Source organism: Stenotrophomonas sp. STEN033, assembly GCF_056856655.1.
This window is the reverse complement of record NZ_JBXFWM010000020.1, coordinates 39,526-62,511: the sequence shown is the minus strand read 5'-3', so window position 1 is coordinate 62,511 and position 22,986 is coordinate 39,526. Positions and strand designations below refer to the sequence as shown.

Sequence of the window (22,986 nt, the reverse complement as noted above, 5' to 3'; positions counted from 1 at the left end):
GGAAACGCGAACAATGCGAACACCGCCTTCTGCCGAGGATCACCACGAACTTCGGCGGCAGGCGGCCAACCGGAGCAGACGGCCGCCGCAAGGCGCCCGTCTGGCATGCGCTCAACGTATCAACCGCGGTGAATGGACACGCCACCGTCCACCAGCATCGCCGCGCCAGTCATGAACGAGGACTGGTCCGAAGCCAGAAACAGCGCCGCCGCCGCCAGTTCGCGCGGCTCCGCGATCCGCTTCAAGGCATGCATGCGCGCCACCTGCGCCATCGCTTCCGGCGAGCCATTCATCTCATGCGCCATCGGGGTATCGGTGCCGCCAGGCAACAAGGCATTCACCCGCAAGCCCTGCGGTCCGAACTCGGAGGCCAACGCCTGGGTCAGGCCAATGATGCCGGACTTGCTGGCCGCATAGGCTGCGGCACCGGCGATGCCCGCCGTATGTCCGACAAACGTCGAGGTAAAGATCAGGCTGCCGCTCCCCGCGCGCAGCATCGCAGGCAACTGGTACTTGGCGGCCAGGAACATCGCGGTGAGATTGGTATCCAGCGTGCGCTGCCAATCGGCCAGCGTTACCTCCGGCGTAGGCCCCAGTGGCCCCATCGTGCCCGCGTTGTTGAAGGCCACATCCAATCGCCCGTACTGCGCCACTGCCAGCTCGACCAAGGCAATTGCGTAGCTTTCGTCGCAAACATCACCGGCAAGGCTCACGGCTTGGCCACCATTGCAGGAAATCTCCGCCACCAGTTGGTTCAACTCTGCGCCGCGGCGCGCGCCCAGCACCAGCGCCGCCCCCTCGGCCGCGAACAACAGCGCCGCGGCACGGCCAATACCGGAACTGGCACCGGTGATGATCACGACCTTTCCTTGTAGCTGCATCATGTAGGCTCCAATCAATGAAGGAAGCGCATGCTGCATCCTCGACAGCAGCCTTGCCCGCCAGATTCGGACAGCTAAGCCAACGCAGCAGGATCGCAACCGGAATCAGTGCACGATGGCTGCAATCACGCCGCAGGAGAGAACATGAGCGACTTCGTCACGGTGCGTTTCACCCTTGCCGTGCGGGACCTGGCCAGATCCACCAATTACTACGCCTCGGTCCTTGGCCTGCAGATGGACTTCACCGCACCCGGCTGGAGCTTCATGTCACGCGGCAGTTTCCGGGTGATGCTGGGCGAGTGCAGCGATGCAACACCGCCACATGCGCTTGGTGACCATGCCTGGTATGGCTACGTCACCGTGTCGGACGCCAGCGCCCTGTTCGAGGAGTACCGAACCGCAGGTGCCGAATTCATCCAGCCGCTTGCCGACAAACCGTGGGGCATGCGCGAGTTCGGAGTGCGCACGATCGACGGCCACAGGATCATGTTTGGCCAGGAGCTTTGAGTCCGGTAGATGCCAGGCACCGGAGAGTGCTTACCCGGCTTAAAAATTGCCGAGCACCCAGGCTGTTGTAGGAACGGCGTCAGCCGCGAAGCCGGCACATCATCAGATGGCGTTGATAGTCAGGGTTTGGAGACCATCAGCTTCGCGGCTGACGCCGCTCCTACAAAAAGCGGATTCGCCCGATTGCAAGCGCAGCGCGGGCCCCCTGCGCTGGAACAAACTGCAGCATCAAGATTGCTGTTGTGGGAGCGGCGTAAGCCGCGAAGCTGGAAGATCCGCAGATGGCGCGAATACCCGAAACCTCCGGCACCATCTGCTTCACGGCTTATGCCGTTCCCACAATCAAGAAAAACTTAGATTGCGCCGGGGCGTAAACGCAGGCTGCCCAGTACCTGGTCCCACAGCCCCAAGGCCTGCGCATCATCGCCGAACGCAGGTGCGTCAGCCTTCTCGTCGGTCAACAGCTGCAGCGACAGGAACGGAAACTGCAACGACTCCGCACGGCCCTGCGATTCCCACAGGAAGGCATACATCCTGCGCCCGTCACCTTCAGCATGGGCGAGAATCTCCTGCCCCTGGATCGGCCCGACGTTGCGCTCACCTCGGCGCAGATTGCGCATCCGCGCCGCGGCGGCAGCATATTCCGGCGGCAGGTCCGAGGCCCGTTGCAGCAGGGGCTGATCCGGCTTGCCGGTGACATAGGACATCAACGTCATGCGTGCACCTGGATAGGCACGTGGACGCAAGCCGATGGTCATCTCCTCACTATTGATGCGATTGCCGGATATGAAGCCGGAATCAATGCAGAAGCCCGCGGCGGTCGGAATGGTACTGGGATCGCGGTAACTGATCCTCGGCCGCAAGGCGCGGTAGTTCTCGATCGCCGCCGGCAACTTTGCCGCCTCGGTTTCGCCGCTGACCAGGTATTGCACGTTGTGCGTTGGGTCCAGCACATACAGCTCCTGGCGATGACCGGCGCGGCTGCTTTCGCTGAGCCACGACGTGACCAGCACCGCATTGTCGTCCAGCCGCGTCTCGCTGACCGACATGGACTCCCCGGCCCGATGGCGCGCGGCCTTCAACGCCGCGATACGCGCAGCAACCCGCTGCCGAAACACCTCCGCCGATACCCCCGTAGTCGTCTCCACCTTCTTGCGTGCATACACATAGCCGGGCTGGATCGTGGTCGCCGCAGGAACATCCAGCAGGAATCGCCCAACACACAAAGTCTTCATTTCGCTTCCCTGTCGTTTCGCTGCCGCGCCGGCAACGCCGCCCGAGGCAAAGGTCAGTAGTACCGCAGCCAACACGCTGCGCAGCAGCGGCCGGCGCGTCATCGCGTGCAACACCTCACGCCCAGTCCGCGCCCTGCGCGAAGCGGACGGCGGCATACAGTGTTGCCCAGCGGGTGCGCTCGTCGTTGTAGCTGCCTTGATGGTCATAGCCTTTCTTACCTTTCAATGCGTACTGGCCGGTGCCAAAACTGCCCTGGCGGAAACACCCTGTCACCTCAGCTTTGGGGGCCGCACCTGAACACGCCGGTACTGTGCCATCACCCGGGTCGGTGGGATCGGCGATCTCCAGTTTGATCACCCCCACTGCATCCTTCAGTTTGATCTTGCCGTTGCGGTTGTCCGACACCGGCGTCACCGAGTCCACGCTCATCATGCGACCACCGCTCCAAACCAGCGAGCCCCAGGCAAGCTGCTTGGCGTCATCACCGTAGTGGGCGAAAGTCGGCTTGTGGTACTTGCGCATGATGTCCTTGTGGAAATCACGCACGCCTTCAATATTGATCTGGAAGCTGGTGCGTGGCGTAAGCGCTGGGCCATCCTCCTCCTCACGCGCCGAAGCCGCCGCTGCCGTTGGCGCGCTCGGATCGAGCAATTCGGTATTGCCCTCGGGCACCAGTCCATACCATTTGGTGTTGAGGTAGATCTCGTTGTAGGGATCGCCGCCCACAGGCAAGCGCGTGCCCTCATCGCCCAGTTGCAGCCAGGCCTTGCCTTCGTTGTAGTCGGCGGCGGGCAGCAACTCCAGACCGCCGGCGGACCTGGCCAGGATCGCCACCACCTCACCGGCATTGCGGCCCAGGATGATGCTGGAGGCACCGGTATAGCCGGCACGGCAGTGGTGGTAGGTCGCCGCTGCGCCGGTCGCTGGCATCACGCCATGGGAGATGCCCAGCAACTTGCCGTAGTTGGATACCTGTGACACCGCGCGCGACACCAGCCCGCCCATTGAGTGGGTCACCAGCAACACTTTCCGCGCGTTGATACCTCGCGTTGCGTAATACGGCAGGATCACATTGTCGATGCGGGCGATGATGTCCTGGGCCGAGATGCGATTGCTCTGCAGCCAGTTGTATCCCCCCGACCAGACCTCGAAACGATAATGCGCCGCGTGCTTGACCTGCTGCTGGGTAAGCGCGGCATTGCCGCCCACCATCTCGCCATACTCAGCCGGCGCGCGTGCGCCTTCCTCCGCCCACCATGGCTGCAGCTTGCCCGCCGACATCAGGTCATTGAGCTTGCGCTGCATCTCGGCCATGACCGGGTTGTAGGCCGAACGCATCAACTGGCCCCAACCACGCTCGCGCGCCAGCGCTTCGGGAATGGTGCCTTCCGCATCCAGCGAGCCGCGGTCATCCACCTCCGAGGTCAACGGATTCAGCAGCCGCTGCCGCGTGGCGGCGCCACGGAACAGGAACACGAACATCTGCCCGATCGCGCCCAGCACCGCGCCGACACCATCGGTGTTCGGCGGCCGCCAGACGGGGTCACCGGTGATCTTCGACTTCAGATTCGTACCCATGATGCCGGGCAGGAAGATGACCGGAATCACCGCGTCGGTATCGGCTTCGACCACCTTGTCGCGTTTGTCCTTGACCTGGGTGAGCCGCGCACGCGCGACCGGCCGGCCATCCTCGTCCCAGTCTCCGCTGGGCAGCACAACTTCCTGTTTCTCTTCCATGCCCTAGACCTTCCCCAGAATCTTGATCAGCACCTCATCGATGCCCTGTCCGCGCTGCCGTGGCAGGCGCCCCTGCGCATCGGTGACCACCTCGCTGCGCCCGCCATCACCGCGGGTGATCTGCACCCGCGTATTGGCCATGGGTTCGCCCGTGGCACGGTGCCGCACCACGTACACATCATCAAATTGTGCGTCCGGCCAACTGTTCATTTCAGTGGACAGATGGGTGGCAGCGAGGAAGCTCTTCTTGCTCGCATGCACGGTGATCTTGCCCGGGCAGTTGAAGCTGATATTGCCCCCCTCAATGGTGACGCTGGCACCACCGGTGGTAGCGATATGGACGGTCTTGCCCGCGCTGAGCTCCACCACGCCCTGCGCACTGGCTGCGCGCAGCGCCTGCCGTGACTGCAGGCGCACCTCGTCATGTTGTGCCTGCACATTCAACGCATCGGTACCGGCCACCACGCTCAAGGCATTGCCGCCGTCGGCACCACTCTCCACTGCGCTGGCCAGCATGCCGATGGCCTGACCCGCATGCAGGCGTGCAGCGCCCATCACGGCGGTATCGCTGTCGCCGCCACTGGCCAACAGCAGGCCTTCCCCTACCGACCAATGCAGCGCCTGCCCGGCGACGTGAACAATCCCTGCCGGCGCCGCGAAGCCCAGCAGCGGGTCACCGCTATGTGGTACCCGGCCATCGCCGGCCGTTGCCTGCCGCTGCCCAGCCTCGTCGCTGGCAGCCTGGTAGTCGGCACCGGACACCGTGGTCCTGGCACTGGCCAGCATCGCCGCCAGCGGTGCCTGGTCCGGCACGATGCTGGAGCGATCCTTGCCGCGCGCACCTTCCTTCATCGCCAATGCACTGGTCAGGTGCGTGCGTGCCGCTTGATTGAAGCGCGTGCTCAAGACCTGCAACTGATTGAGCAACGCCGCCGGTTGCACGGCTTCACCCGCGGGACTCCCGGCCCGATGCGCATAGGCACTGAACCACGCGCCCGAGGTAGTGCGCACCGCACCCCAGGCATCACTGCGCAGTTCGAAACCAGTGCCACGCAGGCTGCCGCGGAAGTTGTCGGCCTGATGGCGCAGATGGCCAAGGCTCAACTGCGAGGTCTGCTGGCTGCTGGCCAGCTGCACCCGCAACTGCTGGTCGCTGTCGTCAAACAGCAGGTGATTGCTGCCTTCGCCGCCCTCCCATTCGCGCGACCGGATACCCCACATCGCCCCGGCATTACGATGTGCATCATCGCCTGCACCGGCCCCATGCCAGGCCGGTGCATGGCCACCACTCAGGTTGCCCTGTGCGCTGGCGGTGCCATCGCGCGCCTGCGCATATGCGCTGTGATCCGCATCGGCACTGGCGCCGGCCGGCGTAGGCGCAACACCCGCTTCGCCACGCCCGTTGTACAGGGCACCCAGCACGATGGGCCTATCGATATCGCCATCGAGGAACCCGACCAGCACCTCCTGCCCGATGCGCGGCAGGAACTGTGCACCGACCCCGGGGCCTGCATAACGCTGGGCTACCCGCAACCAGGTGGTGTCGCCCTGCCCGTCCTGGAAATGGAAGCGCACTCGAATCCGGCCAAGGTTGTCTGCGTGCACGTCCTTGCTGTTGCCGCCCTGCCCCGCGACAACCACCGCCGTCTGATAACCCGGCACAGTCGGCCGTGGATTCAGCCGATGGCCATTGCCATCCTCCAGCGCAGGCCGCCAAGGCAGGTTACGCTCCGTGGCCTTGAAGCGATTGGCGTAACCTACTTTCTCGGCCTGCTCCCACAGCCCTGCATCGCCTGCCGCCAGCGGGGCCACACCCAAGGCATCGTCCATCGCTTGCCGCACGTCAGTCGGCAGGTTGTTGACGCCGGCATGCTCCACATCCACCAGCAACAACTCGGGCGTGGTCGCAAACGGTGCCTGCTGCACCTCAAGCCAGGTGCCGGAACGCAAGCCACGCACCGTACCCTGGCCCTGCCAGCTGCGGCCATGGACTTCATGCGCCTGCGCCTGCAAACGGGCGTACCAATCGGCCGCACCGGCATTGCTGAACGCATACGCGCCCACCGCGTCATAACTCTCGCGCCTGGAGGCCTCACCGCCCCCCTCCAGCGGCAGCTGCGTACTGATGCTGCGCACCTGGCGGTAGTCATCACTGAGCAGGCTCAGGCTGGTGCTGCCCAAGGCGCGACGCCGGCCAAGCGTCTGGATGCTGTCCGCGGATTCGGTGGCATCACTGCGATGGAAGCGCACACCGGAGGCGGCACTGCTTGCGTCCTGTGGCAGGCCCAGACTGTCGGCAAAGATCTCCATGCCATTGCCGCATGGCGATTGTTCTTCGGCGTACAAACGCCAACCCAGTCCCTCCTCGGCCAACAGCCGTTGCAGGAAGTCCAGGTCGCTCTCGCGGTACTGCACGCAATAGCTGCGCACGCGCGTACCAATGAATTCGTCGCAGCCTTCGGCCCACCGCCAATTGGCCAGGTCCGGATAGTCGGCAAGCACCGCGTCGACGATCTCGCGCACGCTCTTGTCCTGGAACACCCGGCTGTGGCGCGCATGCTGCAGCCACCAGGTCCACGACCGCAGCGACAGGCGATAGCGCACCAATCCGCCATCACTGCCCAAGCGCTGCGCCTGCGCGACCAGACCGCTACGTTGCTGCTCACCGCCATCGGCCATGCGCATCACCAGCACCGCCTGGGTGCCAAGCAGCGTATCCAGCGCGACACCTTGATCGGTGGACAGCACATCCACATCCGTCTGCGCATGCGCAGACAGTCCATCGCGGCCCCACCAGCGCTCGACCATGCCCCCGTCAAATCCTGGGCAGCGCCACTGGTACTGCCGCTGTGCATCACCCGGCGCAGCCACCTGCGCCATCAGGCTATTCAGCTTATCCATGCCAACCCAATGCCATACCCGCCCGCCCTTCAACAGACGCAATCGGATCCCCCAGTCCGAATCTATCAGAACTTTCCTATAGCCCGCGTTACGGGTTGGAGGGGGCGGATTGGTGGGGACAGCTTGGAAATTGGCTCAAATTGCGGCCTTTGCGAATGCTTGCGTGAAGACACCAGTTCTATTCACAAATGTGTAGAACTCCACCTGATCGCTCGTAGAGAGACTGGTGTCACGGTTCTTCGATTTCGCCGGGCGCGCCTCAAAACACTTCTGCGATCTGCTTATTGCCAGCTCATGCGTCGCTTAGCGCTCTTCATGATTTTCTTGGTCGGAACTATGTCCCAGCAACTTCCTTGTTACCCCTGAGCAAAGCTGCGCTTCGGCCCCTCCCCTTGCGCAGCAGGGGGAGGTTGGGAGGGGGTTGCTGCAGGCGTGCACAGCCTCAAGCCCCCTCCCCAGCCCTCCCCTTCGCTACTCGAAAGGGAGGGAGCAGCGCTGCTGCCCTTGCTTACTTGGGTGAAGCAGTCTGCTTGCCCAACAGGCGTTCGTAATCCGGCATCTCCGGCGTGGTGTGCCGCAGGTGCAGGTTGTGCAGGATGGCGTCGAAACGCTTTTCACTTTCCTCCAGCGGCGGCGGTTGCTGCTTCAACTGCGGATAGGTCTGTTGCGACCAACCCTGCATCGTCATCGAAACGAAGGGCATTGCTTGAACGCCTTCAATCCCTGGCATGCCTGCATACAGCTGGTAAGTCCGCACGCTGGGATCGCGCTTGGTATCCCCTTCACGGGTGATCGCGATACCGGTTTTATCGAAGCTCAACCCGCCCGCTAGAATTCCACCCGGTTTGACTACATCGCGCCGCTGCACGTCATCTGCCGGCATTGTCAGCAGCACACCGGGATAGGCCAGGACCTGCCTCCAGTTGGAGATGGGTTGCTTGGCGATACCTTCGCCTTCCTCTGGTGCCGGCCGGTAACCCGTATCGATGCTGTAGGCCACATTGGGCCGGTCCACGTAACGGAACGATGCATGCGCGTGGTAGTCCGTGGTGCCGTCGTCGGCGAAGAACAGGCCGGGGAAACAGACACCGGGTTCGTCCGGTACTTCGCCAGGCGCGCGTAGCCGCATGCGCTTGATGTCGCGGCGGATCTTGGCCATGGCCTCCTCTCGGAGCGGATTGCCCTCCTCGGAGTTCACATAGGCCACCAACGAAATGACGTTGCCACCCAGTAGGGTGCGTACTGCCAATCGGCCGGTGCCGCTTTCTGTCGCAAGCTCGCCGGGAAAGCCGAAACTGTGGATGCGTCGATTATGGGCGATCTTCAGTTCTTCCTTGGCTTCCCTAACCACACGCTCATAGCCCCTGACGATTGCCTCATCTTCGCCCGCTGCCCGAGCTTGCTCGGCTTCAGCTTCACGCCTCTGCACACCCCTTGTCCACGCCGCAACGCTCGCACCACGATCAGCAACCTGATATCGATCCCGATGCATTTCCATCACTTCCTCCGTCGCCGACTGCGACACCATTACCCGCATTACCCCGTAGCCCATACGTTCGCGACGATCGCCAGGTACGCCATCCGGGAACAAGGGTGGTTCGTTGTCCTCCACCTTTCGCAGCGGGTCAAGCGCCCATTCGATGGGACCATCTACCTCGAATACCAGTCGCCCTAGGCACTCGCGGGTAGAACCTGCCGTCCAGGTCGGACTGAAATCACGCGTTGTCTGCAAACGCGGCATGTGCCGCTGCAGACGCTCTTCAACCACAGGCCCGGAGAGTGGCACCGACGGCGGCGTTGACGCGTTGCAAGCTACCGGCCCGAACAGCAGCACAGAAACAAATGTCAGCGTTCGAGCTATCTTCATTTGCAATTCCATTACGTGTTTGCCTCAAGCTTTAGTTGGCAGCGGCACAGTCTCAACCCGTGCAATATGTACACCATCATCGTGGGCCTGACCTGCTTCAACCTTGGCCAGGATAGACAGCGCAAAGCCCGTGTTATTGCTTTCTTTAGCCAACCACCCCAACGGCAAAGCACAAATGAAGCCCAGCACCCCAACCGGCACACCCTCCGGTGCGACACCGGTCACGCCTTGCGGGCGGGATTTGGCGTCATAACTAACCTCCCAGATCAGATGCCCGTCATCATCGGCACGCTTTGCCTCACGCCAGAACAGGGGGTCAAACGGCATCCGGAACTTCAGCTTGCCGCGACTTTCTCCGTACTGCTCCGCCGCTTTTGTATCCCCTGGTTCCGGATAGCGCCATGTAGGCCAAAGCGCTGTGCTCATATTCAATGCGTTACGCGGATCTGTCGAAACAACCGGTGCAGGCGCGCTCCTCGGCACAAAGGCAAAAGCCGCCTCATACGCGTTCGCATTATCAATGGCTTGTTCTCGTATGAAACTAATGGAGCGCTTGGCGGCGGGTTGCGCGAGAACTTCCGGGGCCAGCAGCTTGTCCGCTGGCCGCACACTCCCGTTACTTTTTTCACCAAAGATATTCCGCCACAGGGACTTTCTGAATTCATGCACGCGCGCGGAAACCTTTGACGTGCGCACCCCATCTAACTTCACCGTCGCCTGTGGGCCACCGGCTACAATCACCGCCAACTCAGAATCTCTTGCCCCCAGCATGCTGCGGTCATTGATGTTGGCACTACCGAGCACTGCGACATTGTCATCGGCAATCAAGAGCTTGCTGTGCACATAAATCTGCTCGGTTACTGGTCGTCCGCTGGCGACGACTGCGTGATTGCGCAGGTTGAGCAGCGTTACATAGTCCGACCAACGCATACCCGCATCCTGACGCAGCAGATCTTCCAACAACATCTCCTGCGCCTTCTTCAGCGCCTGCTCCTCACTCAGTCCACCGTGCTCTTGCTCATACCGTGCAACCAATGCCCGGCGCACACAATTGACCAAGCTCTGGGTACCATGCACCAGTGACTGCATGGTCAAATCCACCTGGCGCATAAGTGTTATCTGGTCAAGCATGCCTTCCGGGTGCACTGGCACCACCAGATAGACGTGGAACGGATTGCCTTCGTTGATTGCACGCTCGATGCGCCGCGCCAGAGCCTTGTTGATCGGGTTGAGCAACTTCGATTGGTACAGCGATTTCGGTCGCGGGTTCTGCTGACTCGGCTTCTCCTTGCCCGCGCGCTCCAGCACATCGACAGCAGTGATGGTCTCGTGATTACTGAGGATACGCCGCACCGCACGCTCGAACGCCTGGTAGTCATCATCAAGCAGTACTTTACCGGTGTTCTGCCACTTCACCGTGGCCGGATTGATGGTGTTGATCGGCACATCCTTGATGCCCAACAATTCCGCGTACTTGTCGTAGCCTTCCAGTCCGCGGATGGAAACCATCGCGCCCGCTGGCCCTGACAGCGGCTTGTCAGGCTCGTAGTCATCCACAAAGCCGGCGTTGTCACTCTGAAAAAACTGGCCTTCGATGTAGATGAATTGCTGGGCACCATGAATCGCCTTCAGCATGGCCTTCAGGCAGTTATTCTGTACAGGTGCCTTGGCTTGTTGGGCGCCTGCCGCATGTTCCGCCCGCAATAGTTCTTCTGGAGCACTGCGTAATACCTGAACCCAACAGCTTTTGTTGGGCGCCGCGCCCGCAACGATATTCTTTGGTCTGTGTTGCGGCTCGATGTTGGCTACATTCGACCTCGAGGGTGTCACTATATTGAATAGCAGCATGAAATAGTGCACCAAAGGCTGATGGCGATTGGCGGAGTACGTCCCCCGATACGCTTGCGCGACTGCATTCCAACGCTGAGTGAAGTTCCGGCTGAGATCGTGAACTGCCGGCCCCTCGATACCGCAATGTACGTCATGCCAAGGCTGCCGAGGCTGGCGCTCCGGGTCGACCATGCGGGTCTGGCCTGGATGCTGCTTTACAGGCTCGTCAAACAAGCGGTCATAGCGCTCGAACGCACCTATCCACTCGCTGGAGAGGCTAACGAGTACGCCGACGAGAGCATTTACCGCGTCCCCGACCAAAGCGAAGATCTCTTTTTTATAGGGAAGCTGGGAGATATCGACCCCGAGCAACAGGTCCCACATCAGGTCAACGCTCTGCCTGAACTCCTGGCCACCTTTATCCCAGAGCCTACGAATTTCACGTCGCTGCGGAGAGGGCACTTTGTTCCAAAGCCACTGCTGGGCCTCGACGACTTTGGCCTCGCCATACTCCAATGCTTTGGCACCTTCTCCTTCCAGCGGGTTATGGCGATCAACGAAGTCTTTTATGCCATCGCGTTGATCGCCCATCCAGTCGCTTATGCTTTTACTGAAGTCGACCGTACGCGCAAAGATGCCCCTCGCTGGCGTGAACGGAAACACGGCCAATCCCCGCCCTATCGGCAGCAAGCCAGCGATCAGCAGCTCTATCAGCGGCACGCAATCACTCAGCTCCACCGCCGTTGGCTCTTTGATGGGCGGGATATTTGGCGAATAGTATTCCCCCAAAGTACGCCCCTCAGCCAGCAAACTATACGTACCGGTTTCGCGCCTACCGTAGGCCAGGTCGATGCCGCCAACGAACGCTTTTTTGTTATCCACCACCACCATTTTCTGGTGATGCGAAAAGAATGCGTTCAAGCTGCTCATGTCACTCTGGCCGAGCGCCGGCATGCAGTACGCACGGCCCTTCCTGGGAACTCTATTGATCAGTCCCTTGCCGCCATTGAGATGGAACACCGCCATCATGGTGTGCAGATAACCGGTGTCTATCGGCCCCGGCGGCGCCAACCACGGCATCACATAGACCGTGGCGCCGTTCTCCACAGCTTTGTCCAGACAAGACAGCAACGTACTGCCGTCGCCCATCTGTACGGCATAATTGATCTGCCAGCCAGCGATGAAAACGCTCTCTTGTGCGTTGCTGATCTCACGAGCCACGCGCTTGAAGTAGCTGTCACCACAGACAAAGAACTCAACATCGTGACCTGGCAATGGCTGCCCGAATACTTCGGACCATTCGGGGAGCGCTGGATCGAGCACAACACTCTGGCCTTCAAAGGCCTCCCCCAACTTGTCATCGGTATTGGTCAAGAACCAGCCAGGTTGCTCATAGGCGCGCTGCGCCTTACCGCTGTCATCAACAATCTGCGTTACGGTCCTTCTACCATTCATGAGTCCCTTCCTTGCGCCAACGCGCAATTGTTGCGCGGTTAGTCAACGCTTTATGAAATCTTTCAACTTTGCCGATGTGCCGCCTTGGTCGAATCGCTCAACGGCGTTCCTTGCATAATTCATTTCACCTTGCTGGCGGATGCCGACCATGTCGGTGCGTACCGCCGCGGTGAAGCCAGCGGCGCCAAGCTCCATGCGCAAGCGTTGATCTTCATCCCAGTCACCCTTGTCACGGGCAACATCGATCTGCACCGAGTGGCCGGGGTACAGCAACCAAAGCTGGCTGGGTGTGCCAGCGTATTCGCGCGCCAACAGCTGCTGCTGATCGTCATCCAGCACAACATGGCCGTCAGCATCGGTTACCCCCTCCAGCAGTACCCGCTTTGCATCACGCAAGGCAGCACCGAAAGGTTTGCCACGGTTCCTGATGATTCTCCAGGACGTTTCCGCTAGCGGGTTACCGGTTGGACCGGGCATATCCTGCAACCAGAAATCGAAGTCCATCGGTTCCGGCGCGAAGCTGGGGACCGGGAAAGTTGGCAGTTCCCTGGCCAACTCGGCAGGCCCCACAAACGACTTCTTGCTCGCATGCACGGTAATCGTGCCCGGGCAGTTGAACGTGATGTTTCCGCCCTCGATGGTCACGCTGGCGCCGCCTGAAGTCGCAATGTGGATCGTCTTGCCTGCTGCAAGCTCCACCACGCCCTGCGCGCTGGCGGCGCGTAGCGCCTGACGTGACTGCAGGCGTAGTTCGTCGTGTTGTGCCTGCACGTTCAATTCGCCGGTGCCAGCCACCACGCTCAAGGCATTTCCGCCTTCCGCGCCGCCCTCTACCGCACAGGCCAACATGCCGATGGCCTGCCCGGCGTGCAGGCGGGCGTTACCCATTACCGCAGTGTCGCTGTCGCCACCGCTGGCCAGCAGCAGGCCGTCGCCTACCGACCAGTGCAGGGCCTGCCCTGCGACGTGGACGATGCCTGCGGGCGCGGCAAAGCCCAGCAGGGGGTCGCCGCTGTGCGGGACGCGGCCGCTGCCTGCTGTGGCCTGGCGCTGTGCAGCTTCGCCGCTGGCGGCGTCGAATGCCGTGCCCGCGACCGTCGTCCTGGCGCTGGCCAGCATGGCGGCCAGAGGCGCCTGATCCGGCACGATGCTTGAACGCTCCTTGCCGCGCGCGCCTTCCTTCATCACCAACGTGCTGGTCAGGTGGGTGCGGGCGGCTTGGCTGAAACGGGTGCTCAGGCTTTGCAGTTGGCCGAGCAACGCCGCTGGCTGCACGGCTTCGCCAGCAGGGCTGTTGCTGCGATGCGTATAGGCACTGAACCATGCACCGGAGCTGGCGCGTACCGCGCCCCAGGCGTCGCTGCGCAGTTCAAAACCGGTGCCGCGCAGGCTGCCGAGGAAGTTGTCGGCCTGGTGGCGCAGGTGACCGAGGCTCAGCTGCGAGGTCTGCTGGCTGCTGGCCAGCTGCACGCGCAGTTGTTGATCGCTGTCGTCGAACAGGAGGTGATTGCTGCCTTGGCCGCCTTCCCATTCGCGCGAGCGGATGCCCCAGACAGCACCCGCATTGCGGTGGGCGTCGTCGCCCGCGCCTGCGGCATGCCATGCGGGTGCGTGCCCGCCACTCAGATTGCCCTGTGCGCTGCCGGCGTTATCGCGTGCCTGTGCATAGGCACTGCGCTCGTCGTTGCCGCTGGCGCCTGCGGGCGTCGGTGCAACACCTGCTTCACCGCGGCCGTTGTAGAGCGCGCCCAGCACGATCGGCCGGTCGATATCCCCATCCAGAAAACCCACCAGCACTTCCTGGCCGATGCGCGGCAGGAACTGTGCGCCCACACCCGGGCCTGCGTAACGCTGGGCCACGCGCAGCCAGGTGGTATCGGCCTCGCCATTCTGGAAATGGAAGCAGACGCGGATACGGCCCAAGCTGTCGGCGTGGACGTCCTGGCCCTTGCCGCCATGCGAAGCGATGACGCGTGCGGTCTGGTAGCCCGGTGCGGTCGGGCGCGGGTTGAGCCGCTGGCCGGTGCCATCCACCAACGCAGGCCGCCATGGCATCGCGCGCTCGGTCGCCTTGAAGCGATTGGCATAACCCACCTTCTCGGCCTGCAGCCACAGGGCTGCATCTGCCGTGTTGATGGGCGGCTTGCCTAGTGCGTCATCCAGCGCCTGCCGAACATCGGTGGGCAGGTTATTGATGCCGGCGTGATCCAACTCGGTCAGCAGCAATTCCGGCGCGGATGAAAACGGCGCCTGCTGCACCTGTATCCAGGTGCCGGATTGGAAACCACGCACCGTAGCTTGGCCAAGCCAGGTACACGCGTGCACCTCATGCGCCTGCGCTTGCAGCCGCGCATACCACCCCGCCGCAGCCGCGTTGCTGAATGCATAAGCACCTACCACATCGTAGCTCTCGCGCTGCGATTGCTCGCCACCGCCATCCACCGGCAGCTGCGCGCTGATACCACGTACGGAACGGTAATCGTCACTCAGCAAGCTGATGCGGTTGCTGCCCAGTGCACGCTGCCGGCCCAGCGTCTGGATGCTATCGCTGGATTCCGTGGCGTCACTGCGATGGAAGCGCACGCCGACCGAGGCACTTGCGGCATCCTGCGGCAGCGCCGAACTGTCAGCGAATATCTCCATGCTGTTGCCACACGGTGCCTGCTCATCCTGGCATAGGCGCCAGCCCAGGCCCTCTTCGGCAAGCAGCCGCTGCACGAAGGCCAGATCGCTTTCACGGTACTGCACGCAGTAGCTGCGCGCGCGCGCGGCAATGAACTCATCGCAACCCTCGGCCCAGCGCCAACGCGCCAGCTCCGGATAGCCCTCGAGCACGCTGTCCACGATCTGCCGAACCGTCTTGTCCTGGAATACGCGGCTATGCCGTGCGTGCTGCAACCACCAGGTCCAGGACTGCAGTGAGAAGCGGTAGCGAACCAGGCCACCGTCGCTGCCCAGGCACGTTGCCGATGCAATCAAACCGCTGCGGCGTTGTTCACCACCATCGGCGGTGCGCATACGCAAGATCGCCGGCTTGGCGAGCAGTGCCTGCAGGTCCGCGCCCTGCTCGGTGGCAAGTACATCCACCTCGGTGGCGGCATGTGCAGACAAGGCATCTCGCCCCCGCCAACGCTCGACCACGTTGTTGCCAAACGCATCGCACTGCAGTTGGTATTGCCGCTGGGCATTACCCAGCACAGCGACCTGCGCCATCAGGTTATTCAGCTTATCCATGCCTATTCCAGATGTGATGACTGTCTGCAATCTGCAGACACCAATCGGATTCCTTTCGCGGAATTTACCAGAAGTCGGCTCCGGGGGTTTTCACGGCGCCTGCGTTGCAGCCACCGCCCGGTGCCCGGGCCTATCCACAGCGCCTGCTGCCAGTGCGTAGGGGGAAGAAGCTTGATTTCAATGGTTACCGATCAACCCGAAAGCCGCGGAAACGCCCGCTGGCGCACTGTTTTTCACGACTAATCCGTACAAAAGCCAGATTCGTCTCGAATGTCCGAACATGAGCGCGTTCCTGAGGCCATCAGGCGCATTGGACAGCCCATCTGCGCAGATCGAGCGCCGCCAGCACAACTGAGCGCTGATCGGTTGGTCATTATCCGGATTCAGCCGTACCCAGCACTTCACCCTCCCGCATTGCCCTGCATTACCACCGAGCCAGGGACCCGCCACATGCAGTGGATTGGTGATCTTGGAGCGGATGCGTGCAATAACGTGATTGAAGAACGTGTCTGGCATCTGCGCAATGGCCGCACGCCTACGGCGATAAGTCGCCAGCGATTACCGGACCGCGGAATAGAGTTCCGCTTCAATGATGTCGCGCCGGTGTTTCTAGCGGTGGAAGAAGATGCGCTTGAAACCTACTGGAAGGAGGCCATCGCGCGTTCTCCGCAGCTTGATGCGTTGCGCTTTCGTTGCAATGATTGATTTGCGTTTCTTGCGAACGCGCCATCCCCGCCCTTCCCTTCGCTGCGCGAAAGGGAGGAAGCGAAGCGGTAGTGCCGAGCCATGCTCGGCAGAGGCTTTCCCGGTAAGGCCCCAGCCGAACATGGGCCGGCTCTACACGGGCAAAAGCCAAGCCCTCCCCAACCCTCCCCTTCGCTGCGCGAAAGGGAGGGAGCAAAGCGGTAGTGCCGAGCCATGCTCGGCAGAGGCTTTCCCGGTAAGGCCCCAGCCGAGCATGGCTCGGCTCTACACGGGCAAAAGCCAACCCCTCCCCACCCCTCCCCCTCGCTGCGCGAAAGGGAGGGAGCGAAGCGGTAGTGCCGAGCCATGCTCGGCAGAGGCTTTCCCGGTAAGGCCCCAGCCGAGCATGGCTCGGCTCTACATGGGCAAAAGCCAACCCCTCCCCAACCCTCCCCTTCGCTGCGCGAAAGGGAGGGGGCTAAGCGGTAGTGCCGAGCCATGCTCGGCAGAGGCTTTCCCGGCAAGGCCCCAGCCGAGCATGGCTCGGCTCTACACGGGCAAAAGCCAACCCCTCCCCAGCCCTCCCCTTCGCTGCGCGAAAGGGAGGAAACAAAGCGGTAGTGGCGAGCCATGCTCGGCAGAGGGTTTCGCGGTAAGGCCCTAGCCGAGCATGGCTCGGCTCTACACGGGCAAAAGCCATCCCCTCCCCAACCCTCCCCTTCGCTGCGCGAAAGGGAGGGAGAAAAGCGGTAGTGCCGAGCCATGCTCGGCAAAAGCTTTCCTGGCAGGGCCCCAGCCGAGCATGGCTCGGCTCTACACGGGCAAAAGCCGCCCCCTGCACCTTCGGTGCAAGGGAGGAGGCTGATCAGACCAGATCCGGATGACGGTCGATCAACGCCTGCTTGCGGCGCTCCAGGTCGGCAAGCTTGCCCTGCATGTCGTTGATCTCTACGTCCAGGTCATCAACGCTTGCTTCGATATGATCGTACTGTTCCTGCAGCAGCTCGCGCGCCTCGCGACGGCTTGATGCATTCGGTGTATCGCCGCGCATCGGCTTGCTGGCCGTCTCGTGCATGAAGTAGGCGGTGATCAGGCCAATCACCGCAACCACCATCAGGTAGTACGCCGGCATCATCAGATCACCGGTGGTCTCCACCAACCAGGCCGCAAGTGTCGGGGTCACGCCGGCGATGATCACCGAGATGTTGAACGCGCTGGCCAACGCGCTGTAACGCACGCGGGTGGGGAACATCGCCGGCAAAGTGGAAGCCATCACCCCGATCAGGCAGTTCAGCAACACGGCCAACAACAACAGGCCAACGAAGATCCAACCGGTGTTGCCGCTGGTAATGAGATGAAACGCCGGGATCGCGGCGACCAGCAGACCAATGCTGCCTGCAGCGATGAATGGCCGGCGCCCGATACGGTCACTGGCCATGCCGACGAACGGCTGCACGAACAACATGCCCACCATCACCACGATGATGATCAGCACGCCGTGGTCCTCGGAGTAATGCAGGTTGTGCGACAGGTAGGTGGGCATGTAGGTCAGCAACATGTAGTAGGTCACGTTGGTGACCAGCACGATGCCGACGCAGATCAGCAGCGAACGCCAGTACTTGCTGACGATTTCCTTGAAGGAGATCCGTGGCGCGCTGCCGACGGCATCCTGGTCCTCCTTCTCCATGCGCTCCAGCTGCTCGGTGAAGGCCGGGGTTTCTTCCGCCGCGTGGCGCAGGTACAGGCCGATCAAGCCCAGCGGTGCGGCGAGGAAGAACGGAATCCGCCAGCCCCACTCCAGGAACCGCGCTTCGCCCACGATGCTGCTGAGCAGCACCACCACGCCGGCACCGGAGACAAAACCAATGATCGAGCCGAAGTCCAACCAGCTGCTCAGAAAACCGCGGCGCCTGTCCGGCGCAAACTCGGCCACGAACACCGCGGCACCGGTGTACTCACCACCAACGGAGAAGCCCTGCGCCAACTTGCACAGCAGCAACAGGATGGGCGCGAGTATGCCGATGCTCTCGTACGACGGAATCAGACCGATGCAGAAGGTACTGACCGCCATCAGGATGATGGTTGCCGACAGCACCTTCTGCCGGCCGAATTTGTCCCCCATGACCCCAAAGAACACGCCGCCCAGCGGACGCACCAGGAACGGCACCGAGAATGTCGCCAACGCAGCGATGGTCTGCACGCTGGGCGAGGCCTCGGGAAAGAACACCTTGCCCAAGGCATAGGCGACAAAACCGTACACACCAAAATCGAACCACTCCATCGCGTTACCCAACGCGGCGGCAGTGACTGCTTTCTTTACTTTTGCCTTATCGATGACGGTGATGTCCTCGATTTGAAGCGGCTCATTGCGGATAGTGGATTCACCTGTAGACATGACAGGACCAGTCCTCCCGTTACTGAGTTGATTGCACGCTTGGCCTTGGCTTGCATGAATTCGCGCAGGCCGTGATGCGCACGAAGGAATGCCCCGCGACAAAGCCACGGGAACGGTCAGGGACAGAAAAAACCGGGATCATCCCGGTAAGGCGTAGTGCCGGCTGTCCGAGCATCAACAGGCAGGCTGCCTGTGCGTTATCGCTGAAAGATGCTTAGCCGGCGTATTTTACGCGAACAGCTGTTAAGGCTTGTTAAAGATGCGTACACGGTGATCCGTGCAGAAAGCAAACACGTTGAGTTCAGCGATGAATGCGCAAAAATCCACGCGTTAGACGCACGATGAGACCTGTTGCCGCGCACCCTGCCGCATAGCAGGCGATATCGCCCCATGAAAAAGTATTGCCGATCACCGTGTACATCACGTCGCCACGTACGTAGCCAAGACGTTCGGCGACACGGAAATACTGGGCGAACTCGATGCCGCAGGCGAACACGAACACCACCCAAAGAACCAGGTAGTCGTTGATGCGCAGCAGGCTACGGATCATTGCGTAGAGCAACACCACAACAAGAACATCGCCAAGATAAGCACGCACCCAGGACACATGCGGCAGACGCGTGGCGATGAACACCTCCATCACGAACACCAGCATCGCCAGCAGCAGATGCCAGCGACTGATGGCAACGATGCCATTTCTTTCCGCAGCGCTGCGTAGCGAATCAGCGCCAGTTTGCATTGGCGCCCCAGAACTCCACCGCACGCGCGTAGGCCGCACGGTCAATCGGCACACCAGACCCGCCTTCTTCAACACCCAATGCATTGCGCATCATGGTGATCGGCGCCATCGGAATCTCTTCGGCAGTGGCGGTATACAGACAGCCCACCACGCCCCAATCGGCCTCGATCGGCGAACCTTCTTTCTGCAGCTGCTCGCGGCTATAGAGGATGACCACCAGATACTCGGCCACCGCCGGTTCCACACCCTCGAACCATCGCACCAGCACCGGCAGCTCCTCGCGGCTGCGCGCCTCGTAGCCGGAACGCAGCAGGTGCCGATTCTGCTCGGTGACCGGTACGGTCAGGCAGCGGGTGCTGGTCCAGTTCCTGTAGACATGCAGCTTGCAGAACGGCGCATAGCCATCGAGCACCTTGTCGGCAGCATGCGCATTCAAGTACTGCTCGAATTCCTCAGCGCTGCAGTCCTGGATGGTGTTGGCGCGTGGCGTGCGCGGGAACAAGCGGGTACGTGCAAACGGCGTCAAGTAGATGGACATCATCGCTTCCAACAAAGGATGGCGACATTGTCGGCGATCAGCACGTAGACCGGAACCATCGCCTCCCGACACCTGCGCAAGCAGCGGGCATTCGCTGCCTGGCTCAGGCGTGCGCTTGCGCCTCGTGCTCGGCGACATCCATCGAAGGGGTGCGCCAGCCGGAGTTGACGCCCCACAGATAGAACACGACGCCGATCACCGCCACCAGCAGCAGATCCCAGCCGTAACCGAGGTAACCGGCACCGCCAAACGCCGCACTGCCTGCCCACGACACCAGCGCCAGCAGCGGCAGGTAGCAGATCAGCCATAGCGCGCCTCTCAGCTGGCGGCGGAAATCATGCCAACCAATCTTGCGCTGGTAATACACGTAGATGGGCAGTGCTACCACCATCAGCAGGATGATCTCGCCGGTCAGTGGCCAGCGTGCCCAGTACAACAGCTCGGTAGCCATCACGAAGGCCACGCCCGCCAGTATCGGCAGTGCGACCACCCGCAACGGGCGATGCAGGTTGGGGGCGGTGCGGCGCAGCGACATCACGCTGATCGGACCGGTCATGTACGAAATGACGGTGGCCACCGAGATCACCGCCGCCAACGTGCCCCAGCCGCGGAAGAAGAACAGGAACAGGAACGACACCGCCAGGTTCAACCACATCGCCGGGCGCGGCACGCCCCAACGCGGATGGATGTTGCCCAACACCCTGGGGGCCGTTCCGTTCTGCTGCATGCCGTAGATCATGCGCGCGGTGGTGGCGGTATACGTCATGCCGGTGCCGCTGGGGCTGACAAAGGCATCCACGTACAACAGCATCGCCAGCCAATGCAGGTTGAGGATCAAGGCCAACTGGGCAAACGGTGAACGGAAGTCGATGCCATGCCAACCGTGCTCGGCCAGCATCTGGCTGGGTACCGCGCCGATGTAAGCCACCTGCAGCAGCACATAGATCACTGCCGCCAGCAGGATCGAGCCAACTACCGCGAACGGAATGCTGCGGCCGGGGTTGCGCGCTTCACCCGCCAGATTCACCGGGCTCTGGAAGCCATTGAAGCTGAAAACAATGCCAGCAGTAGCAATAGCGGTGAGGATGGCGGAGAAGTCCAGGGTCGGCGTACCCGGCCCCTTCAACCCAACCGAGAAGTTTTCGGCATGGAACCCGCTGGCGATCAGGGCCACACCGGTCAACGTCGGCACGATCAGCTTGAACAGGGTGATGGCGCTGTTGGAGTGTGCGAACAGCTTGACGCTCCAGAAGTTGATCAGGAAATAGACGACCACCAGCACTGCGGCGATCAGCAGGCCGGCATGGCTGAGCTCCCCCATTCCGCCTGGCTGTTGCACATACATGTCCTGCGCCCATTGCCAGGGCCACGATGCCATGTACTGCACCGAGGCTTCGGCCTCGACCGGAATCACCGAGACGATGGCGATCCAGTTGGCCCAGGCAGCGATGAAGCCGACCAGCGAACCGTGCGAGTAATGGCTGTAGCGCACCATGCCACCGGACTCGGGAAACATCGCGCCCAGCTCTGCGTAGGTCAGGGCGATGGTGAGGATGATGGCCGCACCCAGTACCCATGCCCAGATCGCACCGGGCCCGGCCAGGCCGGCGGCGCGCCAGGCGCCGAACAACCACCCTGAGCCAATGATCGAGCCCAGGCCGGTGAGCATCAGGGCGATGGGGCCGACGTCGCGGCGGATGGCGCTGGATGCAGTCATGGTGGTTTTCCGGTTGCAGCGTCGCCGGGATGGCGTTGGCGCTCGATGATCGCAAACCGGACGTTAAGCCGGGCGTGGTTCTTGCTGGTTGGGTGTTGCTGCCAGAACCGGCATGGCCGCAGGATAGTTTCCGTTCACTGAGATGCCGAAAGCGGCAAATGCCTTGCCCCCTCCCTTGCGCCGAAGGCGCAGGGGAGGGTTGGGGAGGGGGGCTCTGCGCAGGAAGCTCAACCTGCAAATGGTTCTGGCTTGGTGCTTCTGATTCTGCGCTCAAGCGAAGTGCCGGAGGCCAAAAGCCAAGAGCAACACCTAGCAGCAAAAGCACCCCTCCCCAACCCTCCCCTTGCCTGCGGCAAAGGGAGGGGGCCAACCCCGCAGCCCTCACTAGCGGCGAACGGCTGCGCGCCGCAATGAACTCCACGCTCAACGAACACATGGCTACGACGCAACTCCGACAACCGCCCACCGACAGTGGCTGCACTCCCGCGTAGATGACTGCCATGTCGCCGACCGAATCACTCAGCAAAGTCCCCGCCATCACGCTGGGCTTCTGGATCATCAAGATCCTTGCCACCACCCTGGGCGAGGTCGGCGGGGATGCCGTCACCATGTCGATGGACCTCGGCTACCTTGTCGGCACGCTGTTGTTCGCCACGGTGTTCGCGGTGGCGGTGTTCGTCCAGATCCGCTCGCCCCGCTTCCGGCCCTGGGTGTACTGGTTCGCCATCATCGCCAGCACCACCGTCGGCACCACCCTGGCTGACTACGTCGACCGTTCGCTGGGCATCGGCTATAGCGGTGGCACCACGCTGCTGCTCGCCTTGTTGTTGAGCACGCTGTTCGTCTGGCAGCGCAGCACCGGCAGTATCTCGGTCAGCCGGATCAACTCCTCGCGCAGCGAACTGTTCTACTGGCTGACCATCACCTTCTCGCAAACCCTGGGCACGGCATTGGGCGACTGGGCCGCGGATACCCAAGGGCTTGGCTATACCGGCGGCATCGCCGTGTTTGCCGGGCTGCTGGCGCTGGTTGCGGTGCTGTACTTGCGCACCCGTATCTCCCGCACCGCGCTGTTCTGGTCAGCTTTCATCCTGACCCGCCCACTGGGCGCGGTAGTCGGCGACTTCCTCGACAAGCCCCTGGATCATGGCGGCCTTGCCCTGAGCCGGTATGTGGGCACCAGCGTGCTGCTGCTGGCCATCGTGACCTGCATCGCCCTGCTGCCACAGCGCCCCGCCAGCCAGGCGCACTGAAAATCCCGCGGC

The 22,986-nt window shown here is 62.1% G+C and carries 14 protein-coding genes; 3 read left to right on the top strand and 11 right to left on the bottom strand.

Annotated elements, in window-relative coordinates; all coding sequences use genetic code 11:
• Window positions 1-119: 119 nt before the first annotated feature.
• Window positions 120-881 (bottom strand): SDR family oxidoreductase, encoded by a 762-nt coding sequence (locus tag AC1VXC_RS09225; RefSeq protein ID WP_481539976.1) that lies wholly within the window; start codon window positions 879-881, stop codon window positions 120-122.
• A gap of 144 nt (window positions 882-1,025) precedes the next feature.
• Here AC1VXC_RS09225 and AC1VXC_RS09220 point away from each other — a divergent pair, with 144 nt between their 5' ends.
• Complete coding sequence (locus AC1VXC_RS09220; protein WP_481539975.1) at window positions 1,026-1,388, top strand: VOC family protein; 363 nt, start codon at window positions 1,026-1,028, stop codon at window positions 1,386-1,388.
• 353 nt (window positions 1,389-1,741) lie between these two features.
• Here AC1VXC_RS09220 and AC1VXC_RS09215 read toward each other — a convergent pair whose 3' ends face one another.
• The 6 genes from AC1VXC_RS09215 to AC1VXC_RS09190 all read right to left on the bottom strand — a co-directional run bounded on the left by AC1VXC_RS09215 (window position 1,742) and on the right by AC1VXC_RS09190 (window position 15,648).
• Window positions 1,742-2,623 (bottom strand): T6SS immunity protein Tli4 family protein, encoded by an 882-nt coding sequence (locus tag AC1VXC_RS09215; protein ID WP_482995036.1) that lies wholly within the window; start codon window positions 2,621-2,623, stop codon window positions 1,742-1,744.
• A 115-nt stretch (window positions 2,624-2,738) separates the two neighbouring features.
• Entirely contained in the window at window positions 2,739-4,361 is a 1,623-nt protein-coding gene (locus tag AC1VXC_RS09210; protein ID WP_481539660.1) for an esterase/lipase family protein, read from the bottom strand.
• 3 nt (window positions 4,362-4,364) lie between these two features.
• Window positions 4,365-7,262: a type VI secretion system Vgr family protein gene (locus AC1VXC_RS09205; protein ID WP_481539659.1), complete on the bottom strand. Its 2,898-nt coding sequence runs from the start codon at window positions 7,260-7,262 to the stop codon at window positions 4,365-4,367.
• 508 nt (window positions 7,263-7,770) lie between these two features.
• Window positions 7,771-9,129, bottom strand: a complete 1,359-nt coding sequence (locus AC1VXC_RS09200) for a hypothetical protein (protein ID WP_482995035.1) — start codon at window positions 9,127-9,129, stop codon at window positions 7,771-7,773.
• Between the two features lie 24 nt (window positions 9,130-9,153).
• A complete protein-coding gene (locus AC1VXC_RS09195; RefSeq protein ID WP_481539657.1) occupies window positions 9,154-12,414 on the bottom strand; it encodes a hypothetical protein in 3,261 nt (1,086 codons plus the stop codon).
• A gap of 42 nt (window positions 12,415-12,456) precedes the next feature.
• Window positions 12,457-15,648: a type VI secretion system Vgr family protein gene (locus tag AC1VXC_RS09190; protein ID WP_481539656.1), complete on the bottom strand. Its 3,192-nt coding sequence runs from the start codon at window positions 15,646-15,648 to the stop codon at window positions 12,457-12,459.
• 450 nt (window positions 15,649-16,098) lie between these two features.
• Here AC1VXC_RS09190 and AC1VXC_RS09185 point away from each other — a divergent pair, with 450 nt between their 5' ends.
• Entirely contained in the window at window positions 16,099-16,353 is a 255-nt protein-coding gene (locus AC1VXC_RS09185; RefSeq protein WP_481539655.1) for a hypothetical protein, read from the top strand.
• A gap of 844 nt (window positions 16,354-17,197) precedes the next feature.
• Here AC1VXC_RS09185 and proP read toward each other — a convergent pair.
• The 4 genes from proP to AC1VXC_RS09165 form a co-directional block, all read right to left on the bottom strand.
• Complete coding sequence (gene proP / locus AC1VXC_RS09180) at window positions 17,198-18,727, bottom strand: glycine betaine/L-proline transporter ProP (RefSeq protein WP_481538728.1); 1,530 nt, start codon at window positions 18,725-18,727, stop codon at window positions 17,198-17,200.
• A 301-nt stretch (window positions 18,728-19,028) separates the two neighbouring features.
• Complete coding sequence (locus AC1VXC_RS09175; RefSeq protein WP_481538727.1) at window positions 19,029-19,466, bottom strand: ribosomal maturation YjgA family protein; 438 nt, start codon at window positions 19,464-19,466, stop codon at window positions 19,029-19,031.
• The gene (locus AC1VXC_RS09170) at window positions 19,450-20,004 is read right to left on the bottom strand and encodes a DUF3228 family protein (RefSeq protein WP_313495705.1); all 555 of its coding nucleotides are present in this window, start codon (window positions 20,002-20,004) and stop codon (window positions 19,450-19,452) included. The genes AC1VXC_RS09175 and AC1VXC_RS09170 overlap by 17 nt, the downstream gene beginning before the upstream one ends.
• Before the next feature lie 103 nt (window positions 20,005-20,107).
• Window positions 20,108-21,721: an APC family permease gene (locus AC1VXC_RS09165; RefSeq protein WP_481538726.1), complete on the bottom strand. Its 1,614-nt coding sequence runs from the start codon at window positions 21,719-21,721 to the stop codon at window positions 20,108-20,110.
• A 500-nt stretch (window positions 21,722-22,221) separates the two neighbouring features.
• On the opposite strand from AC1VXC_RS09165, the gene AC1VXC_RS09160 reads away from it, so the two are divergent.
• Complete coding sequence (locus tag AC1VXC_RS09160) at window positions 22,222-22,974, top strand: COG4705 family protein (RefSeq protein ID WP_481538725.1); 753 nt, start codon at window positions 22,222-22,224, stop codon at window positions 22,972-22,974.
• The last annotated feature ends 12 nt before the right edge of the window (window positions 22,975-22,986 follow it).

Coding starts and splice junctions, on each gene's coding strand:
- AC1VXC_RS09225 (WP_481539976.1), bottom strand. CDS start 881: ATGCAGCTACAAGGAAAGGTCGTGATCATCACCGGTGCCAGTTCCGGT.
- AC1VXC_RS09220 (WP_481539975.1), top strand. CDS start 1,026: ATGAGCGACTTCGTCACGGTGCGTTTCACCCTTGCCGTGCGGGACCTG.
- AC1VXC_RS09215 (WP_482995036.1), bottom strand. CDS start 2,623: ATGAAGACTTTGTGTGTTGGGCGATTCCTGCTGGATGTTCCTGCGGCG.
- AC1VXC_RS09210 (WP_481539660.1), bottom strand. CDS start 4,361: ATGGAAGAGAAACAGGAAGTTGTGCTGCCCAGCGGAGACTGGGACGAG.
- AC1VXC_RS09205 (WP_481539659.1), bottom strand. CDS start 7,262: ATGGATAAGCTGAATAGCCTGATGGCGCAGGTGGCTGCGCCGGGTGAT.
- AC1VXC_RS09200 (WP_482995035.1), bottom strand. CDS start 9,129: ATGAAGATAGCTCGAACGCTGACATTTGTTTCTGTGCTGCTGTTCGGG.
- AC1VXC_RS09195 (WP_481539657.1), bottom strand. CDS start 12,414: ATGAATGGTAGAAGGACCGTAACGCAGATTGTTGATGACAGCGGTAAG.
- AC1VXC_RS09190 (WP_481539656.1), bottom strand. CDS start 15,648: ATGGATAAGCTGAATAACCTGATGGCGCAGGTCGCTGTGCTGGGTAAT.
- AC1VXC_RS09185 (WP_481539655.1), top strand. CDS start 16,099: ATGCAGTGGATTGGTGATCTTGGAGCGGATGCGTGCAATAACGTGATT.
- proP (WP_481538728.1), bottom strand. CDS start 18,727: ATGTCTACAGGTGAATCCACTATCCGCAATGAGCCGCTTCAAATCGAG.
- AC1VXC_RS09175 (WP_481538727.1), bottom strand. CDS start 19,466: ATGCAAACTGGCGCTGATTCGCTACGCAGCGCTGCGGAAAGAAATGGC.
- AC1VXC_RS09170 (WP_313495705.1), bottom strand. CDS start 20,004: ATGTCCATCTACTTGACGCCGTTTGCACGTACCCGCTTGTTCCCGCGC.
- AC1VXC_RS09165 (WP_481538726.1), bottom strand. CDS start 21,721: ATGACTGCATCCAGCGCCATCCGCCGCGACGTCGGCCCCATCGCCCTG.
- AC1VXC_RS09160 (WP_481538725.1), top strand. CDS start 22,222: ATGTCGCCGACCGAATCACTCAGCAAAGTCCCCGCCATCACGCTGGGC.